At 73.2% G+C, this 16593-nt stretch carries 14 protein-coding genes and 1 tRNA gene; 10 read left to right on the top strand and 5 right to left on the bottom strand.

The features are described from left to right. Positions 1-62: 62 nt before the first annotated feature. Both AB0G11_RS12225 and AB0G11_RS12220 read left to right on the top strand, forming a co-directional pair. Positions 63-1145 (top strand): GNAT family N-acetyltransferase, encoded by a 1083-nt coding sequence (locus tag AB0G11_RS12225; protein ID WP_357585593.1) that lies wholly within the window; start codon positions 63-65, stop codon positions 1143-1145. Further along, positions 1142-2248 carry a DegT/DnrJ/EryC1/StrS family aminotransferase gene (locus AB0G11_RS12220; RefSeq protein WP_219517420.1) on the top strand — a complete coding sequence of 369 codons (1107 nt, stop codon included), beginning with the start codon at positions 1142-1144 and terminating at the stop codon, positions 2246-2248. Before AB0G11_RS12225 ends, AB0G11_RS12220 begins: the two co-directional genes overlap by 4 nt. On the opposite strand, the gene AB0G11_RS12215 is transcribed toward AB0G11_RS12220, so the two are convergent. Continuing rightward, on the bottom strand, positions 2235-3614 hold the full coding sequence (locus tag AB0G11_RS12215; protein WP_219517421.1) for a PLP-dependent aminotransferase family protein: 1380 nt from the start codon (positions 3612-3614) through the stop codon (positions 2235-2237). The genes AB0G11_RS12220 and AB0G11_RS12215 overlap by 14 nt on opposite strands. Positions 3615-3685: 71 nt before the next feature. On the opposite strand from AB0G11_RS12215, the gene AB0G11_RS12210 reads away from it, so the two are divergent. From AB0G11_RS12210 to AB0G11_RS12175, 8 genes are all read left to right on the top strand, one after another. Further along, positions 3686-4324 carry a pyridoxamine 5'-phosphate oxidase family protein gene (locus tag AB0G11_RS12210; RefSeq protein WP_219517422.1) on the top strand — a complete coding sequence of 213 codons (639 nt, stop codon included), beginning with the start codon at positions 3686-3688 and terminating at the stop codon, positions 4322-4324. An 86-nt stretch (positions 4325-4410) separates the two neighbouring features. Next, positions 4411-6750 carry a serine/threonine-protein kinase gene (locus AB0G11_RS12205; protein WP_357585591.1) on the top strand — a complete coding sequence of 780 codons (2340 nt, stop codon included), beginning with the start codon at positions 4411-4413 and terminating at the stop codon, positions 6748-6750. A 113-nt stretch (positions 6751-6863) separates the two neighbouring features. Continuing rightward, complete coding sequence (locus tag AB0G11_RS12200; RefSeq protein WP_357585589.1) at positions 6864-8525, top strand: serine/threonine-protein kinase; 1662 nt, start codon at positions 6864-6866, stop codon at positions 8523-8525. A gap of 24 nt (positions 8526-8549) precedes the next feature. Next, complete coding sequence (locus tag AB0G11_RS12195; RefSeq protein WP_357585587.1) at positions 8550-10094, top strand: hypothetical protein; 1545 nt, start codon at positions 8550-8552, stop codon at positions 10092-10094. 61 nt (positions 10095-10155) lie between these two features. Next, positions 10156-11253 carry a DUF2510 domain-containing protein gene (locus AB0G11_RS12190; protein ID WP_219513612.1) on the top strand — a complete coding sequence of 366 codons (1098 nt, stop codon included), beginning with the start codon at positions 10156-10158 and terminating at the stop codon, positions 11251-11253. 71 nt (positions 11254-11324) lie between these two features. Beyond that, positions 11325-11918 (top strand): oligoribonuclease, encoded by a 594-nt coding sequence (gene orn, locus AB0G11_RS12185; RefSeq protein ID WP_219513622.1) that lies wholly within the window; start codon positions 11325-11327, stop codon positions 11916-11918. A 67-nt stretch (positions 11919-11985) separates the two neighbouring features. Continuing rightward, positions 11986-12058, top strand: a tRNA-His gene (locus AB0G11_RS12180). Between the two features lie 158 nt (positions 12059-12216). Further along, on the top strand, positions 12217-12438 hold the full coding sequence (locus AB0G11_RS12175) for a LuxR C-terminal-related transcriptional regulator (RefSeq protein ID WP_049556178.1): 222 nt from the start codon (positions 12217-12219) through the stop codon (positions 12436-12438). On the opposite strand, the gene lat is transcribed toward AB0G11_RS12175, so the two are convergent. The 4 genes from lat to AB0G11_RS12155 form a co-directional block, all read right to left on the bottom strand. Next, the gene (gene lat / locus AB0G11_RS12170) at positions 12424-13710 is read right to left on the bottom strand and encodes an L-lysine 6-transaminase (RefSeq protein WP_357585585.1); all 1287 of its coding nucleotides are present in this window, start codon (positions 13708-13710) and stop codon (positions 12424-12426) included. The two genes, AB0G11_RS12175 and lat, sit on opposite strands and share 15 nt — an antisense overlap. 66 nt (positions 13711-13776) lie before the next feature. Next, positions 13777-14319 (bottom strand): HdeD family acid-resistance protein, encoded by a 543-nt coding sequence (locus AB0G11_RS12165; RefSeq protein ID WP_219513632.1) that lies wholly within the window; start codon positions 14317-14319, stop codon positions 13777-13779. 51 nt (positions 14320-14370) lie between these two features. Then, a complete protein-coding gene (locus tag AB0G11_RS12160; RefSeq protein ID WP_219513640.1) occupies positions 14371-15015 on the bottom strand; it encodes a hemolysin III family protein in 645 nt (214 codons plus the stop codon). Positions 15016-15035: 20 nt separating this feature from the next. Continuing rightward, entirely contained in the window at positions 15036-16568 is a 1533-nt protein-coding gene (locus tag AB0G11_RS12155; protein ID WP_357585583.1) for a penicillin-binding transpeptidase domain-containing protein, read from the bottom strand. Positions 16569-16593 lie beyond the last annotated feature (25 nt).

Genomic DNA, 16593 nt, shown 5'->3' with positions numbered 1-16593 from the left:
ACCCCCATCCCGTAGCCTGGGAGAACATGTCTGCCACCGAGGCATGTCCACAGTAGGAGCCCATGCACGTCACGATCGTTCGCCCCGATGAGCTGGGAGCAACCGAGGTCAGCCGCTGGCGCACCCTCCAGGAAGCCGACGCCGCCTTCGACAATCCCTTCCTGTCGCCCGAGTTCACGATCACGGTCGGCGCGCTGCGTGACCGGGTCCGGGTCGCGGTGATCCACGACGGGCCCGACATCGTGGGATTCTTCCCGTTCGAGCGGCACCCGCTGGGCATCGGCAAGCCGGTGGCCGCCGGCCTGACCGACGCCCAGGGCATGATCCACGCCAAGGACTGCCTGATCCCCGCCCAGTGGCTGCTGGCGCAGTGCGGGCTGTCGGTCTACGAGTTCGACCATCTCGTCGCCGGCCAGCCGCTGCTCGGCAGGCGGCACGAGTCCTACCCGTCGCCGGTGATCTGCCTGCGCGACGGGTTCGACGCCTACACCGCCTACCTGCGCGCCCACTCCGGCAAGACGTACAAGTCCACGCTGGCCAAGACGCGCAAGCTGGGGCGCGACATCGGCGAGGTGCGCCACGACTACGCCATCGCCGACGTGGAGCCGCTGCGCACGCTGCTCGCCTGGAAGACCGACCAGTACCGGCGCACCGGCCGCACCGACAGGTTCGCCCACCAGTGGATCGTCGAGCTGGTCGAGCGGCTGCTGGCCACCCGCACCGAGAGCTTCGCCGGCGTCCTCGACATGGTCTACGTCGACGGCGAGCCGATGGCCGGCCACTTCGGCATCCGCACCCGCACCACGCTGGCCGGCTGGTTCCCGGCCTACGACCCGCGCTTCGCCAAATACTCCCCCGGCCTCATCCACCACCTGGCGATGGCCGAGAAGGCCGCCGAGACCGGCATCCAGACGATCGACATGGGCCGGGGCGACAAGGAGTACAAGGACAAGCTGAAGACCGGCGAGCTGTCCGTCTGCGAGGGCCGCGTCGCCCGGGCGGGCCCGGCGGCCGGCGTCCACTGGATGCTGCGCGTGCCCGCCCGTAAGGCCCGCGCGACCGTGCTGGCCAACCCGGTGCTGCTCAGGACCGCCGACAAGGCGCTCAAGACCTACGGGCGGCTGCGCGCCACGCTCCCCGGATGAGGCCGATCGCCGAGCGGACCGGCCGCCACTGCCTGCTGCTCCCCTCCAACCGGCTCGGCCTCTACCTGGCGTTACGCCACTGGTGCGAGCCCGGCCAGCGGCTGCTCATGTCGCCGATCTCGGCCGACGAGATCCTCTTCCTCGTGCTGGCGGCCGGGCTGCGCCCGGTGATCGCGCCGCTCTCGCCGCGCGACGGCAACATCGACGCCGCCCGGGTCGACCTCTCCCGCGTCGACGCCGTCCTGACCACCAACCTGTACGGGCTGCCCGACCAGGTGGCGGCGTTCACCGGGAAGATCCTGGTGGAGGACGTGGCCCACGCGATGGAGACCGACGTCGGCGGCCGGCCGCTCGGCACGTTCGGGCAGGCGGGCGTGTTCAGCCTGTCCAAGCATCCCGGCGCGGGCTCGGGCGGCGTGCTGGCCGTCGAGGACGCCGCCGACCTCAAGGCCCTGGAGCGCGCCCGCGACCGGCTGCTGGAGCCCGGCTCCTTCCGGGCGGAGCTGTTCGCGGTGGCCACCTCGATGGCCAGGCAGGCGGCGCTCCGGCTCGACCTGGTGCGCCCGGCGCTGTGGCTGATGCGGGCGCTCGGGCTGCAGGAGGAGCGCGAGGGCTACCGCATCCGGCTGGAGGCCGAGGCGCTGGCCCGGGCGCTGCCGCAGGCGCCGTCGCTGCCGCCGTTCGACCCGTGGGTGCGCGCCGACCTGCACGACTACCGTGCCGCACGGGGGCCGCTGGCGCGCTGGTACCAGCGCAGGCGGCTGGCGGCGGTGCCGCGCGAGCGGGCCAGGCGGCTGGCCGGCGTCGAGTTGCTGGCCGCGCTCCCCTCGGCCGCCCCGGCCGTGCGCGACGACCCGGGCCGGCCGCTGTTCCGCGTGCCGCTGCTGGTGCGCGACCGCGACGCGGCGATCGCCGCGCTGGAGCGGCGCGGCGTGGCCACCGGCTACCTGTACGACCCGCCCTACGACGACTACGCCGGGCCGTTCACCGAGCCCTCGCCCGACCCGGGGCCGGCCCGCCGGTGGGCGCGGCACGTGCTGCCGGTCGACCCGGTCCACGCCGCCCGCGCGCTGCCGGTGGTCGCCGGGCTCACACCCGCCTGATCAGGTCCGCGACGATCCGGCAGCCCCGCCTGACGTCGGGCAGCGACGCCGACCCGTACCCGATCACCAGGCCGTGCAGGCGTTCGGCGCCGTGGTGGTGGCGGGCGACGGTGTCGAGCAGGACGCCGCGCTCGGCGGCCCGCGCCACGATCTCCGGGGCGGCGCCGGGCGGCAGCTCGGCCAGCACGTGCAGCCCGGCCGTGTCGCCGCGCAGCCGGCAGGCCGCGCCGAGGACCTCCACCACGACGGCGCGGCGGCGCGCGTACTCCAGGCGCATCCGGCGCAGGTGCCGGTCGAGGTCGCCGCGTTCGAGCAGCGTCGCCACCGCGTGCTGGACGGGGCCGCTGGTGCGGTCGGCGATGGCGCGCCGGGCCCGGGCGATCCGGTCGACGGTCTCGGGCGCGGCCACCAGCCAGCCGACGCCGATGTCGGGAGCCAGCGACTTCGACAGCGTGCCGAGCAGCACCACCCGGGACGGGTCCAGCCCGTACAGGGCGGGCAGCGGGGCCACGTCGTAGCGGAACTCGGCGTCGTAGTCGTCCTCCACGACGGTCGCGCCGGTCCGCGCGGCCCACGAAAGCAGCCGCTCCCGGCGCGGGATCGGCAGCCGGCCGCCGAGCGGGAACTGGTGTGCCGGGGTGGTGTAGAGGACGCGCAGGCCGTCGGGCAGCCCGTCGACGATCACCCCGTCCTCGTCCACCGGGCACGGCACGATCTCCGCGCCCCGGGCGGCGAACACGGCCCGCGCGGTGCGATAGCCGGGGTCCTCGACGCCCGCCCTGGTGCCGGGGCCGAGCAGGGCCAGCGCGCACAGGTCGAGCCCGTTGCCGGTGCCCCGGGTGACCAGGATGTTCTCCGGGCCGACGGCCACCGCCCTGGTGCGGCGCAGGTGGGCGGCCAGCAGCTCCCTCAGGTGCGGCAGCCCGTACGGGTCGGGGTAGTCGCCGGGCGGCAGCTCGGCGGCCCGGCGCCAGGCGCGCTTCCAGGCGGCCCGGTCGTAGTCGCGCACCCACGGGTGGCCGGGCGTGAGGTTGATCGTGCGCTCGTCGGGCTCGACGGCGGGCGGCGGCGGTGGCGCGGGCGGCGCGGGGACGGCGCGGCGCGGCGTCTCCAGCGAGGCGACGAACGTGCCCGAGCCGTGGCGGCCCTCCAGCCAGCCCTCGGCGTAGAGCTGCTGGTAGGCCTCCGTCACCACGGTGCGGCTCACGTCGAGCTGCGCCGCCAGGCCGCGCGAGGACGGCAGGCGCTCGCCCGGCGCGAGCGCCCCCGACAGCATGGCGTCACGCAGCCAGGCCGCGAGCTGCGCCGTGAGCGGCACGGCGGCGTCCCTGGACAGCGATACGGGCAGGTCGACGAGGGTACGCACGCAAGTGGTCTCCGGGAAGCGGCAAACAGTGGCTCTACAGGATAAGTCCACTTTCCCGCTAGCTTCGGAGCATGCTCTCCACCACCCCGCGCACCCGGCTCGGCCGGGAGAAGCATCGCGGCAGCGACGACCGCGCCGACCTGTACGAGGTGCTCGACACCGGACTCGTGTGCCACCTGGGCGTGGTCGTGGACGGCCACCCGATGGTGATCCCCACCGGCTACGGGCGCGTCGGCGACACCCTCTACCTGCACGGCTCCACCGGTGCCCGGTCGCTGCGCGCGGGCGAGGGCAGCGAGGTGTGCGTCACGGTCACCCACCTCGACGGCATCGTGCTGGCCCGCTCGTCCTTCAACCACTCGGTCAACTACCGCTCCGCCGTGATCTACGGCCGGGCCAGGCTGGTGACCGACGAGGACGAGCGGCTGCTCGGACTGCGCGCCCTGACCGAGCAGCTCGCCCCCGGCCAGTGGGACTACACGCGGCAGCCGACGCGCAAGGAGCTGGCCGCCACCGCCGTGCTCGCGCTCTCGCTGGAGGAGGCGTCGGTCAAGATGCGCCGGGGCGCCCCCTCGGACGAGGAGGAGGACTACGCGCTGCCCGTCTGGGCCGGGGTGCTGCCGCTCGTGACGACGTGGGGCGAGCCGGTGCCCGACCCGGCTCTTCCAGAGGGAATCGACATACCTGTTCACATCAGCGGCAGAAGGTAGTTCCATAAATCAGGACCGATCCGGCAAACCAATCGCCTCGATCGTGCGTCACAATCAGGTGGGCCGCCTCTGATGGGAGAGGCAACATGGGCTGGGAAGCTCCTGGTTATACGGAAGTCAGGCAACTCGGCACCGGCGCCGCCGGCCGGGTCGTCCTCGCCGTGCACGACGACACGGGCATTCACGTCGCCGTCAAGTACCTGTCCGACCGCTGGCGGCGCGACCCGGTGGCGCTCGCCCGCTTCCGGGCCGAGGCCCGCACGCTGACCACGCTGCGCCACCCGAACATCGCAACCCTGTGGGAGTACATCCAGGACCCGCAGGGCGCCGCCATCGTCATGGAGCTGGTCAACGGCGTGTCGCTGCGCGCCCTGCTGCGCGAGCACGGCGCCACCGGGCCGGAGGCGGCGCTGGTCGTCCTCAAGGGCTCGCTCCTCGGCCTGGCCAGGGCGCACGAGACGGGGCTCGTGCACCGAGACTACAAGCCGGAGAACGTCATCGTCCGCGACGACGGCGTCAGCAAGCTCGTCGACTTCGGCATCGCCGTCCGGGAGGGGACGCTCTCCCGCCCCGAGGGCACGCCGCCGTACATGGCGCCGGAGCTGTGGGCCGGGGAGCCGTCCTCGGCGGCGACCGACGTGTACGCGGCCACGGCGGTGTTCTTCGAGTGCCTGACCGGGCAGCGGCCCTACCGGTCCACCGAGCCCGTCGTGCTCGGCTACCAGCACGTGCACGCGCCCATCCCGGTCCAGGACGCGCCCGAGCCGGTGCGCGGGCTCGTCGAGCGCGGGCTGGCCAAGGACCCCGCCGCCCGGCCTGCCGGCGCCGAGGCGTTCGTGGCCGAGCTGGAGGCCGTCGCGGCGGCGGCTTACGGCGACGACTGGGAGGAGCGCGGCAGGCGGCGGCTGGCGGCGCTGGTGCTGCTGCTCGCCGTGCTCATGCCCGAGCCGCCGCCCGCCGAGCCGCAGGTGTCGACCACTCTGGCCCGCACCACCTTCCGCGGCGTGCGCGGGCACGTCACCAAGACCGCGATGGGCGCGACGCTGGCCGCCCTGGTCGCCGTGTCGGCCGCGCTGGTGATCGCCAACCGGGACCGGGCGACGCCGTTCGAGCCGGTCGCCGCCGCGCCGCCCACGGAGTCCGGCGTCCCCGTCGCGCTCCCGCCCACGCCGAGCACCACGCCCCAGCTCGTGCCCGAGGACACCGCCGACCCCGAGGACACCGGGGCCCCTGAGGACACCGGGGACCCGCCCGGCGGCACCGACTCCGACCCGCCGCCCACCGCCACCCCGCCGTTCACGGCCACCGCCGGGCCGAGCGCCACCCGTACCACCGGACCGAGCGCCACCCGCACGTCCCGCCCGACCCCGACGCGCACGGCGACGCCCACGGCCACGGCCACGCGGACGGCCACCCCCACCCCGACCCGCACCCCGACCCGCACCGTCACCCCGACCCCGTCGCCCGTGACCTCGGTGTCGCGGCTCGGGGTGGGGCGGCTCGCCGTGGACGGCGCGACGGCCGCCGGGACGTTCACGCTCGCCGCCACCGGCGCCGCCCCCGTCACCGTCGAGGCCACCTGGCGGGCCGGCGGCCGGATCGTGCACGTCGAACGCCTGGGGCTGCGCGGCGACACCGCCTACACGCGCACGCTGCGCCACACCTTCCCCGAGCGGCCGTGCGGCCAGGACGTCACGCTCACCGTCGCGTCCACCCCGGCCGCCCCCGGCGGCGCCCGGTCGGCCACGGTCAGCGTGCCGCCCTGCCCCACCGAGGTCACCGCGTTACGGGCGACGCTCCGCATGGACGGCGCCACCGCCCGCGCCCGCCTCCTCATGACCACCAGCGGCACCGCCGAGGTGCCCGTCTCCGCCGCCTTCGCGGTCGACGGCGACCAGGTGGCCGACCGCTCGGCGACCCTGTCGGGGCGGACCTCGTACACCCGCGACCTCACCTACGCCTTCCGCGCCCGCCCGTGCGGCTCCACCGTCTCGGTGCTCGTGCGCGCCGGCGGCCGGACGGCGTCCGCCCGCGCGCGCGTGACCTGCCCGCCGGAGGTGAAGAGCGTCTCGATCATACGGAGCGCCTACGGCGACGGCACGGCCACGGCCACGGTCGCCGTGGGCACCGGGAACGCCAGGCCGGTCCGACTGACCGTGACGTTCCAGCTCGGCGGCAGGGTCGCCGGGAGCCAGGTGCTGGAGCTGGCCGGCGACACGTCGTACGTCAGGACCGTGCGGCAGGCGTTCGGGCAGGTGCCCTGCGGGACGGCCTGGCAGGTGCGCGCCTCCACCGAGCCCGGGGCGGGCAGCGGCACGGCGGTGGACGGCGGCCGGACCCCGGCGTGTGAGCCGGAGGAGCCGACGGAGGAACCCACGGAGCAGCCCACCGAGGAGCCGACGGAGGGGCCGGGAACCATCGGCTGACCTGCATGTACCCCCATGTACGGATATCTGGTGACGTGGTGAGGTGCCGGGCCGTTAAGCTACGCCTCGTCTGTTAAGGGTGGGGGCCCAGAAGACTCCAGAGGAGAACCGTTATGTACGGTGATGGGCAGTGGGGGGTCCCCGGCTACACCGAGGTTCGCGAACTCGGCAGCGGCGCCGCCGGCCGCGTGGTCCTGGCAAGACGCGACCGCGACGACGCCGAGGTCGCCATCAAGTACCTCTCCGACGAGCTGCGGTCCGACGTGAGCTTCGTCGCCCGCTTCCGTCACGAGGCCAGGCTGCTCGGCACGCTGCGCAGCCCGCACAACGCCCGCCTGATCGACTACGTCGAGACCGGGCGGGGCGCGGCCATCGTCATGGAGCTCGTCGACGGCGTGTCGCTGCGGCAGCTGCTCAGGTCGGAGGGCCCGACCGGGCCGGAGGCCGCGCTGACCGTGCTCAAGGGCTCGCTCCAGGGCCTGGCCGCCGCGCACGCCATCGGCGTCGTGCACCGCGACTACAAGCCCGAGAACGTCATCGTCCAGGGCGACGGCGACACCAAGCTCGTCGACTTCGGCATCGCGGTCATGGCCGGCGAGGGCGCGAGCGCCGCCGGCACCCCGCCGTACATGGCGCCCGAGCAGTGGTCCGGGCTGCCCGCCTCGCCCGCCACCGACGTGTACGCCGCCACGGTGGTGTTCTTCGAATGCCTCACCGGCGCAAGGCCGTTCCGCGCCTCGAACGTCGCCGCCCTCGCCCACCAGCACCAGGCCGCCGCCCCGCCCGTCGAGGAGGTCCCGGCCGCGCTGCGCGAACTGGTCGAGCGCGGCCTGGCCAAGCGGGCGGAGGCGCGTCCCGCCTCCGCCGAGGCGTTCCTGGCCGAGCTGGAGGCCGTCGCGGCGGGCGCGTACGGCGACGACTGGGAGGAACGCGGCAGGCGGCGGCTGTCGGCGCTGGCGGGGCTGCTGCTCCTGCTGTTCCCGTCCGCGCCCGACGCGCCCGTGGAGGTGCACACCACGCTCGCCCGGACCCGGTTCGGCAGGCCGGGCAAGGTGATGACCAAGCTCACCGGCAAGATCGCCATCGGCGCGGTCTGCACCGGGGCGGTGATCACCGCCGCGCTCGTCCTCACCAACGCCCTCGACGGCGACCGCACCCTGACCGCCCAGAGCACCGAGGTCACCCCGTCGCCCTCGGCCCCGGCCGAGCCCGCCACCTCGGAGCCGCCGTTCTCCGAACCGCCCGCCTCCGAACCGCCGGCCTCGGAGCCGCCCGCCACCGAGCTCCCGGACACCGGCCCGCCCGTCGCCCCCACCACCGCCCCCACGACCGCCACCGCACCGCCGGACCCGGCCCCCACGACCGCCGCCCCCACCAGGACGGCCAAGCCGGCCACCGCCGCCCCCACGGCCACCAAGACCCGCTCCCCCAAGCCCACGAAGACCGCCGACCCGCAGCTCACCGGCAGGGCCCACGCTCACAACGGCACCGCCGGGCCGCTCCCCAAGCCGACCCCCACCCCCACCGCCACCCAGGCGACCACCCGGCCGCCCCGCCCCACGCCCACCCGAACCCCGACGTCCCAGAGCCCCACCCCGGACGACGAGCCCACGGGCGACGGCGAGACCACGCCCGGACTCCCCGGCCCCGAGCCCTCCACGGCAGCGGCGGCCCCCGCGGCACTGCTCGCGGCCGGGCTCGTGACGACAGGCGCGCTTCCCGTCACACTTGCGGTGAAACGCCGCATGGCGGGACGGCACCGCAGGAAGCGCTAGAAGACGCGGCGGGGGGCGACGGCGATGAGCAGTCCGAGAAACGGTATTGCCGGGTTCCGGCTGACCGAGCACACGTGGATCACCGAGCTGGGCAACTGGATCGACGCGATCTCACCCGACGGGCGGCGGGCGGGGGCGCTGCTGTTCGACGCGCGCGTCATCGAACTGCCCGGGGTGCGGGAGCGCGTCGTGTCCGCCGTCCTCACCGACCGCCGCCTCGTCCTCGGCGGCCTCACGGGGCTCATCCCGGTGGCGGACGTCGTGGCGGCCGGCGACCAGGTGTGGCTCCTGACCGCCCAAGCGGTCACCCCCACCCTCTCCACCCTCCTCACCATCCCCCCGTCCGGCGACACCCCCGGGCGGGGCAGCCACCCGTACGGCGACGCTCACGCCCAAAGCGGGCAGCCCCTCGGGGGTTTCCCCGCTCAGGGCGGCCACCCGTACGGGGATGGGGGTGTGTCGTTGTTGGGGGGTGTGGAAGCCGGTGGGGCGGCGTCGGTGCTGGTGGAGACGGCGCGGACGCTGCTCGGGCTGCACGCCGCCGGGGTGACTCACGGCTCCGTGCATCCGGGGACCGTGGTGATCACGGCCGAGGGGGAGGCGCTGCTGTCGGAGCGCGGCCTGGCCGACGCCATCCGGGGCCAGGTGTCCGCTCCGGAGCGGGACGCCGCCGGGTGGGCGTCGCTGGCACGCGGGCTGGCGGCCTCGAGCACCAGGGAGGCGCCCCAGGTGGCGGCGCTGTTCGAACGGGCGGCGGGCACGGCGGTCACCAGAGGGCTGGCGGCGGCCCGGGACCTGCTGCTGGCCGAGCTGCCCCCGGGAACGGTCAGCCGGGACGGCCTGGCCCGGGCGGCGCGCGGCCGTTCGGTGTTCGCCCAGCCCTCGGCGTACCGGCAGCCGGCCGCCCAGGGGCCGGAGGATCGGGACGAGGGCGACATCGTCACGCTTCTGCACGTCCCCGAGGCCCGTACTCCCGCAGGCCCGGACGGCGTCGCGGGGACGCGGCCGGGGGCTGAGGTGGCCACGCGGCCGGGGCGGCAGGGGGACGGGGAGGTGCGGTTCGGGCCGGGGGTCGGGGCGCCGGCGGAGACGGCGGCGGAGCGGATCTGGCGTGAGGGCCGTGACGGGCCGGGCGGGCGGCGCGGCGCGGGCCGGCGGGGCAGGGCGCGGCGGCGGCGGACGGCGCTGTCGGCGGTGGTGCTGGCGGTGGTGCTGGCGGGCGCGGCGTTCGCCTGGCTGCGGCTGAACGGCGGCGGCCCGGAGCTGGCCGTGTCGGAGGTGGCGGTGCGCGTGCCGAAGAAGACTCAGGGCTGCGACACCGTGGTGACCGTCACGGGCACGATCACCACGAACGGCGGCGTGGGCGAGATCCGGTACGAGTGGCGCCAGAACCTGGAGAAGAAGGTCGAGCGCGGCACCCTGCGCACCCGGGCGGACAGGACGTCGTACGACCTGACGCTGCGCTGGGAGTTGCAGGGTGAGAGCACGGTGAAGGCGACGTCGACGCTGCGGGTGCTGTCGCCGGGCCCGGCGCGCAGCGGCAAGGCGACTTTCACGTACAAGTGCTGAAGCCCAAGTGCCGAACGGCGCAACAATGCATCTCAAAGCCGTTCTTACTACTCTGACGGGCATGACCCAGCAGACCCCCGCGGGCTGGTACCCCGACCCGTACGGATCCCCTCAGTTGCGGTGGTGGGACGGCAACCAGTGGACGGACGCCACCCACCCCCTGGAGCAGGGATCGCAGCAGCCCCAGAGCCGGCCGCAGCAGCCTCAGAGCCAGCCCGACTGGTCGTCGGCCCCGGCGAATCCCACGCTCGCCTACGGCCAGCAGCCGCAGTTCGCGCAGGCCCCGCCGCAGCAGCAGCAACCGCCCCAGCAGACCCAGCAGCCCCCGCAGCAGCCCGGTCAGTGGGGCGGCGCGCCGCTGCCCGGTCCCGGTTACGGGCCGCCGCCCAAGCAGAGCAACCCGCTGCCGTGGGTGCTCGGCGGCCTGGCGGCGCTGGTGGTGGTGGCGCTGATCGCGGTGGCGGGCATCTACCTGGCCAACAGCTCCTCGCCGGTGGCGGCGCCGACCGACTCGCCGACGCAGTCGCTGCCGGAGACGGAGGACCCGCCGAGCGAGCGGCCCTCCGACCCGCCGACCGACCAGCCCACGGATCGGCCGACGACCCCGGCCCAGCTCCCGCAGCCGCAGGACGGCACGGTGACCGACCCCATCGCGGGCCTCTCGTACGAGGTGCCGGATGGGTGGACGGTGCCGGAGGCGAGCTCGATCAACGGCACCAACCCGGCCATCCAGTCGTGGACGAGCGGCGTGGGCAAGGTCGCGCACGAGAAGTTCGACGGCGAGAGCGACTGGGTGGGCAACATCTACGCGGGTGAGCTGATCGAGCGCTTCCCGTACGCCGGGGCGGCGAGCCTGGGCACCACGGCCAAGCTGGTGATGGCGGACTTCGCCCGCTACTACGACCTCCCCCACGAGAGCAAGATCGTCGCCGACAAGGCCATGAAGATCGGTGACCGGGACGCCTGGGTGGTGCAGTTCGAGTACGACTTCACCAAGGTGTCGGAGCAGAAGAACTTCAAGTGGAAGAAGGAGAGCGGCGCGGTCGTGCTGATGGACCGGGGCGAGGGCGAGCGCCCGGCGCTGGTCTACATCTCGGTCCCGGACAACCTGGGCACCGACGTGGTCGGTGACGTGCTCAGCTCTATCAAGCCCGCCTGACCGGTGGCACTAGGCTGGTGGGGTAGGCAAGCGGGGCGGGTCACTCCGGGCCGCTGCGGCGAGGAGAACGAATGAGTGACTTGCTGGTCTGGATCGACTGCGAGATGACCGGGCTCGATCTCGGGCGCGACGCGCTCGTGGAGGTGGCGTGCATCGTCACCGACAGCGAGCTCAACCAGCTGGACGAGGGCGTCGACGTGGTCATCAAGCCGCCGCCGGAGTCGCTGGAGCAGATGTCGCAGGTGGTCAGGGAGATGCACACCGCGTCCGGGCTGCTGCCGGAGCTGGCCGGCGGGGTGACGCTGGCCGAGGCGGAGTCCATGGTGCTCGACTACCTGCGGCGGCACATCGCCGAGCCGAAGAAGGCGCCGCTGTGCGGCAACTCGATCGGCACGGACCGCACGTTCCTGTCGCGTGACATGCCGGCGGTGGACGCCTACCTGCACTATCGGATGATCGACGTGTCGTCGATCAAGGAGCTGGTCCGCCGGTGGTATCCGCGGGTCTATTTCGCCGCGCCCGAGAAGCAGGGCGGTCACCGGGCTCTGGCCGACATCACCGAGAGCATCCGCGAGCTGCGCTACTACCGTGCGGCCGTGTTCGTGGGGCAGCCCGGGCCCGATTCGGCGACGGCCCGGACGCTCGCCGAGCGTGTCAGCGGTTAATGGGTGGCGTGAAGACTCCCGAACACCGCTACACTTTTGCTGTGCCGTTCTCACGGGCGGCACGATGGTGGGTGTAGCTCAGTTGGCAGAGCGCCAGGTTGTGGTCCTGGATGTCGAGGGTTCAAGTCCCTTCACTCACCCTGACGCGAACGGCCGGTCCGATAGGACCGGCCGTTGCCGTTTTCTTCCGGCATCGTCCCCAAATCACGACATTGCGAGTTATGCTCGCTGTCTACCGCCAACGCCGGAAGCTCGGGGGCCCTCGGCGACCTGACTGTCTACGCGCCCCGGAGGCCGGATGAGAGTCGACGACGCAGCGTTCGAGAGCGTGTTCACGTCATTGAGCAAGCGCGAGGCCGAGGTCATGGACCTGATCGCGAAGGGCGAGTCCAACGGCCAGATCGCGCAACGGCTTTTCCTCAGCGAGAAGACGGTCAAGAACCACGTCAACCGCATCTACGCCAAGCTGGGCGTGGACTCGCGCGTCACCGCGATCGGCCTGTGGCTATCGCGTGAGTGACCCCTCCAGGGTGGTGGCCAGGGCGTCGAGCCCGTGCTCCAGGTCCTGCTCGGGGATGTTTAGCGCCGGGCGCAGCCGCACCGAGCGGGTGCCGCACGGCAGCACCAGCACGCCCGCGTCCTCGCGCAGCGCGGTGACCATCGCGTCGCGCGCCGCCGTGTCGGGCAGGTCGAAGGCGGCCATCAGGCCCCGGCCGCGCACGTTCGCGACGGTCTCCGGGTGCTCGGCCTCCAGCTTGGTGAGGCGTTCGAGGATGACCGAGCCGAGGGTGGCGGCACGCGGGATCAGCCGGTCGCGTTCGATGATCTCCATCAGGCCGCGGCTGCGCACCATGTCGACCAGCCCGCCGCCCCAGGTGGAGTTGATCCGCCCGCTGCGCCTGAACACGTTGTCCTCGACCTGGTCGACCCGGCGGCCCGCCATGATGCCGCCCACCTGGACCTTCTTGGCGAAAGCCACGATGTCGGGCTCCAGGCCGAGCTGCTGGTAGGCCCACGGGGTGCCGGTGGTGCCGCCGCCGGTCTGCACCTCGTCCAGCACGAACAGCGCGTCGTGCGCATGGCAGAGCCGCTGCATCGCCTGGAGGAACTCGGCGCGCATGTGGTTGTCGCCGCCCTCGCCCTGGATGGGCTCGGCGATGAAGCAGGCGATGTCGTGCGGGTGGCGTTCGAAGGCGGCGCGGGCCTGGGCGAGCGCGCGTTCCTCGGCCGCCTCGACGTCGCCGAAGTGGATGGCGGGCACGTCCACGCGGGGCCAGTCGAAGACGGGGAAGCGCTCGGTCTTGACCGGGTCGGTGTTGGTCAGGCTCAGCGTGTAGCCGCTGCGGCCGTGGAAGGCCTGGGTGAGGTGCAGGACGCGGGTGCCGAGCGCGGGTGAGCGGCCGGCGGCCTCGTTGCGGCGGCTCTTGTAGTCGAAGGCCGTCTTCAGCGCGTTCTCGACGGCCAGCGCGCCGCCCTCGACGAAGAACAGGTGGGGAAGGGCCGGGTCGCCGAACACGCGGGTGAAGGTGTCGACGAAGTCCGCCAGGTGTTCGGTGTACATGTCGGGGTTGGCGGGTTTGTTCCGGGCGACCTGGCCGAGCAGGCGGGTGAAGTCCGGGTCGAAGGGCGGGTTCACGCCCAGGGGCGCGGATGCGAAGAACGTGTAGAAGTCCAGGTAGCGGCGGCCGTCGCGGGCGTCGACCAGCCAGGAGCCCTGGCTGAGCTCCAGGTCGAGGACGAGCCGGTAACCGTCGACGAGCAGGTGGCGGGCGAGGCGGGCGTGTACGTCCATGTCTCCTCCACAATGAGCCGGACATGCTGTACATTTCCCGCCTTCATCCCGATATATACGTAAGATTTACGGATGATGGGCCTTCGGCGCGAGGTTCTTCACCCGGAACGCCAGAGCCACCATCGCGATGCCGTACAGGATGGCGAAGATCCCGATCAGCCAGGCCAGCGTGAGCAGGCCCGCCCCCGGCCAGATCAGCAGCAGGACGCCGAAGATCACCGACAGGATGCCGCCCACGATGAGCATCCACTCGTTGTCGATCACCTTGCGGAGCTGGATCCCGTCCACGATCTCGGCGATCCCGTGGAAGATCGCCCAGAACGCGACCACGTACAGCAGTGCCAGCGAGGTGATGCCGGGCCACACCAGGGCCACGATGCCGGCCAGGACGCTGACGACGCCGATGAAGATCGGCCACGCCCGCGACCGCGCCCCGTGCCGGAACCCGGAGAAGATCGAGAAGATCCCGTCGACGATCGCGTACGCGCCGAAGAAGACCACCAGCACGAGCAGCGTGATGCCCGGCCAGATCAGCGCGAGGATGCCGAAGAGGATCGCCGCGATGCCGCGGATGAGCACCAGCCACCAGGTGCTTGCGAGTCGTTCCATTCCGCTCTGCTGTCCAGAATCGACTCCCGGATAGCCCCGCATGCGGTCAAATCACTGTGAATAGACCACGATCGACACCGCAATGTACTGCACCAGGTAGGCGGCCAGCGTGAAGGCGTGGAAGACCTCGTGGTAGCCGAACCAGCGCGGCGACGGGTCGGGCCGGCGCAGCCCGTACACGACGGCGCCGGCGCTGTAGAAGACGCCGCCGACGGCGACGAGCACCACGGCGACCACCCCCGCGCCCTCCAGGAGCTGCGGCATCACGAAGATCGCGGTCCAGCCGAGCGCCAGGTAGAGCACGGTGTAGAGCCAGCGCGGCGCGCCCATCCACAGCACCCTGAACAGCACCCCGGCCAGCGCCCCGCCCCAGATCACGCCGAGCACCGCCACCCGGGCGGCCCCGTCGAGCGCCAGCAGCGCGAACGGCGTGTAGGTGCCCGCGATGATCAGGTAGATGTTCGCGTGGTCGCAGCGCCGCAGCACCTCCGCCAGCCGGGGGCCGAGCGTGCTGCGGTGGTAGGTGGCCGAGATGCCGAAGAGCAGCCCCGAGGTGATCGCGTAGACGGCGGCGGCGAGACGGGCCTGGAGCGTGGGGCCGAGCGCCACGAGCGCGAACCCGCCCAGCAGGGTCACGGGCAGCGCCCCCGCGTGCAACCAACCGCGCAACCGGGGCTTTACGGTGATCGTCGTCATGAAACCTACGGTACCGTAGGTTAGAGACCGTTGAGAAAGCGGACCGCGATCGGCACCGCCGCCGAGCCGCCCGATCCGCCGTGCCTGACGAAGACGCAGAACGCCAGGTCGTCGGTGAATCCCATGAACCAGGCGTGCGGCCGCTGACCCTGCACCTCGGCCGTCCCCGTCTTGCCCGCCACCCCCGGCGGCAGCCCCGCGCCACTGGCCGTGCCGTGGTCCACGACGGCCCGCATCATCTGCTGCAGCCCCGCCACGACCGTCGAGTCCATCGGCGCCGGCGGATGCGGCGGGCCGTCGATCCGGCGCACCTCCTTCTCGGCGAGCAGCCGGGGCGAGCGCAGCGTGCCGTCCTGCACGGCGGCGGCGATCGCCGCCATGCACAGCGGCGTGGCCAGCACCTTGCCCTGGCCGATGATGTTCGCGCCGGCGTCGTCGGGCGTCTGCGGGTCCTCGATCGAGCCGCACGCGCCCTGCGCGCCCGTCGGCATGCTGCGCCCGAACCCCCACTCCAGCGCCGTCTCACGCAGCTCCTCGGCGTCGAGCCGGGTCGTGCCCTGCTGGACGAACGTGGTGTTGCAGGAGTACGCGAGCGCGTCGGCGAAGGAGACCACGCCCCGGTCCCTCTCCCCGTCGTTGTCAAAGCCGCGGTGGCCCGGGATCGCGTACCTGGCCGGGCACGGCACCGGGGAGCCCGGCTGGAGCCCGGACTTCAGCAGCGCGGCGGCCACGATCGTCTTGAACGTGGAGCCGGGCGGGAACATGTCGTGGAAGGCGCTGTAGTTGTCCTTGAGCCGGTCGGCCACCGCCAGCACCTCCCCGGTGCCGGGACGCAGCACGACGATCGAGGAGTTCTCCACGCCGTCCAGCGCCCGCGCGGCGGCGGCCTGGACGGGGCGCGACAGCGTGAGGCGCACGACGTTCGGCTTCGGCTCGGCGGTCAGCAGCCGCCGCTCGGCCCCGCCCGGCTCCTTGGCCACCAGCGCCAGCCCCAGGTTCACGTCCCCGAACTCGGGCCGCAGCCTGGCCAGGTACGACTCCACGTGACTGTCGCGCGGGATCGGATCGCCCTCCCGGGTGACCAGCTCGACCGCCGGCCCCTCGAAGTCGGTCAGCTCCACCGTGGCGCCGCCCTTGAGCACCGGGTGCAGCGTCTCCGGGGCCCACAGCACCTTCCACTCCCCGTCGCGCACGGCCAGCCGCAGCACCCCGTCGAACGGCCACTCGCCCAGCTCGTCCAGCGTCCGCACCCCGCTGAACGGCGCCTCCGCGCTCTCCTCGCCGGTGCTCTTCACCGGCGCGGGGCGTAACTCCAGGCCGGTGACGCCGAGCTCGGCGTCCATCGCCCGGTGCCGCTCCCGGAAGTCGCCCGGCGGCCGGTCGACCAGCCGGCTCATCGTCCCGACGTCACCCGCCCGCCAGGCGTCGAAATATGCCTTCGCGGTGGCGGCGGCGCTGCCTCTGACCCCGCCGGCGGCGGCGACGGCGAAGGCCACCGCGGCCATCACCGCGAGAACCGCCCCGAGGAGCACAATCAGCCTTCTGCGTCGCATACGGTTCTCCCAGGGAGGGATCAGC

This window comes from Nonomuraea sp. NPDC023979 (assembly GCF_040639085.1).
In the GTDB taxonomy this organism is placed as follows: Bacteria; Actinomycetota; Actinomycetes; order Streptosporangiales; family Streptosporangiaceae; genus Nonomuraea; species Nonomuraea ceibae.
The sequence above is the reverse complement of the archived record's forward strand: the minus strand, read 5'-3'. Positions and strand labels throughout refer to the sequence as shown.

Bases quoted from the DNA above. Each gene is read 5' to 3' on its own strand.
- AB0G11_RS12160 (WP_219513640.1), bottom strand. From the start codon at position 15,015: ATGACGACGATCACCGTAAAGCCCCGGTTGCGCGGTTGGTTGCACGCG.
- AB0G11_RS12165 (WP_219513632.1), bottom strand. From the start codon at position 14,319: ATGGAACGACTCGCAAGCACCTGGTGGCTGGTGCTCATCCGCGGCATC.
- AB0G11_RS12200 (WP_357585589.1), top strand. From the start codon at position 6,864: ATGTACGGTGATGGGCAGTGGGGGGTCCCCGGCTACACCGAGGTTCGC.
- AB0G11_RS12190 (WP_219513612.1), top strand. From the start codon at position 10,156: ATGACCCAGCAGACCCCCGCGGGCTGGTACCCCGACCCGTACGGATCC.
- AB0G11_RS12210 (WP_219517422.1), top strand. From the start codon at position 3,686: ATGCTCTCCACCACCCCGCGCACCCGGCTCGGCCGGGAGAAGCATCGC.
- orn (WP_219513622.1), top strand. From the start codon at position 11,325: ATGAGTGACTTGCTGGTCTGGATCGACTGCGAGATGACCGGGCTCGAT.
- AB0G11_RS12225 (WP_357585593.1), top strand. From the start codon at position 63: ATGCACGTCACGATCGTTCGCCCCGATGAGCTGGGAGCAACCGAGGTC.
- lat (WP_357585585.1), bottom strand. From the start codon at position 13,710: ATGGACGTACACGCCCGCCTCGCCCGCCACCTGCTCGTCGACGGTTAC.
- AB0G11_RS12155 (WP_357585583.1), bottom strand. From the start codon at position 16,568: ATGCGACGCAGAAGGCTGATTGTGCTCCTCGGGGCGGTTCTCGCGGTG.
- AB0G11_RS12195 (WP_357585587.1), top strand. From the start codon at position 8,550: ATGAGCAGTCCGAGAAACGGTATTGCCGGGTTCCGGCTGACCGAGCAC.
- AB0G11_RS12205 (WP_357585591.1), top strand. From the start codon at position 4,411: ATGGGCTGGGAAGCTCCTGGTTATACGGAAGTCAGGCAACTCGGCACC.
- AB0G11_RS12175 (WP_049556178.1), top strand. From the start codon at position 12,217: ATGAGAGTCGACGACGCAGCGTTCGAGAGCGTGTTCACGTCATTGAGC.
- AB0G11_RS12220 (WP_219517420.1), top strand. From the start codon at position 1,142: ATGAGGCCGATCGCCGAGCGGACCGGCCGCCACTGCCTGCTGCTCCCC.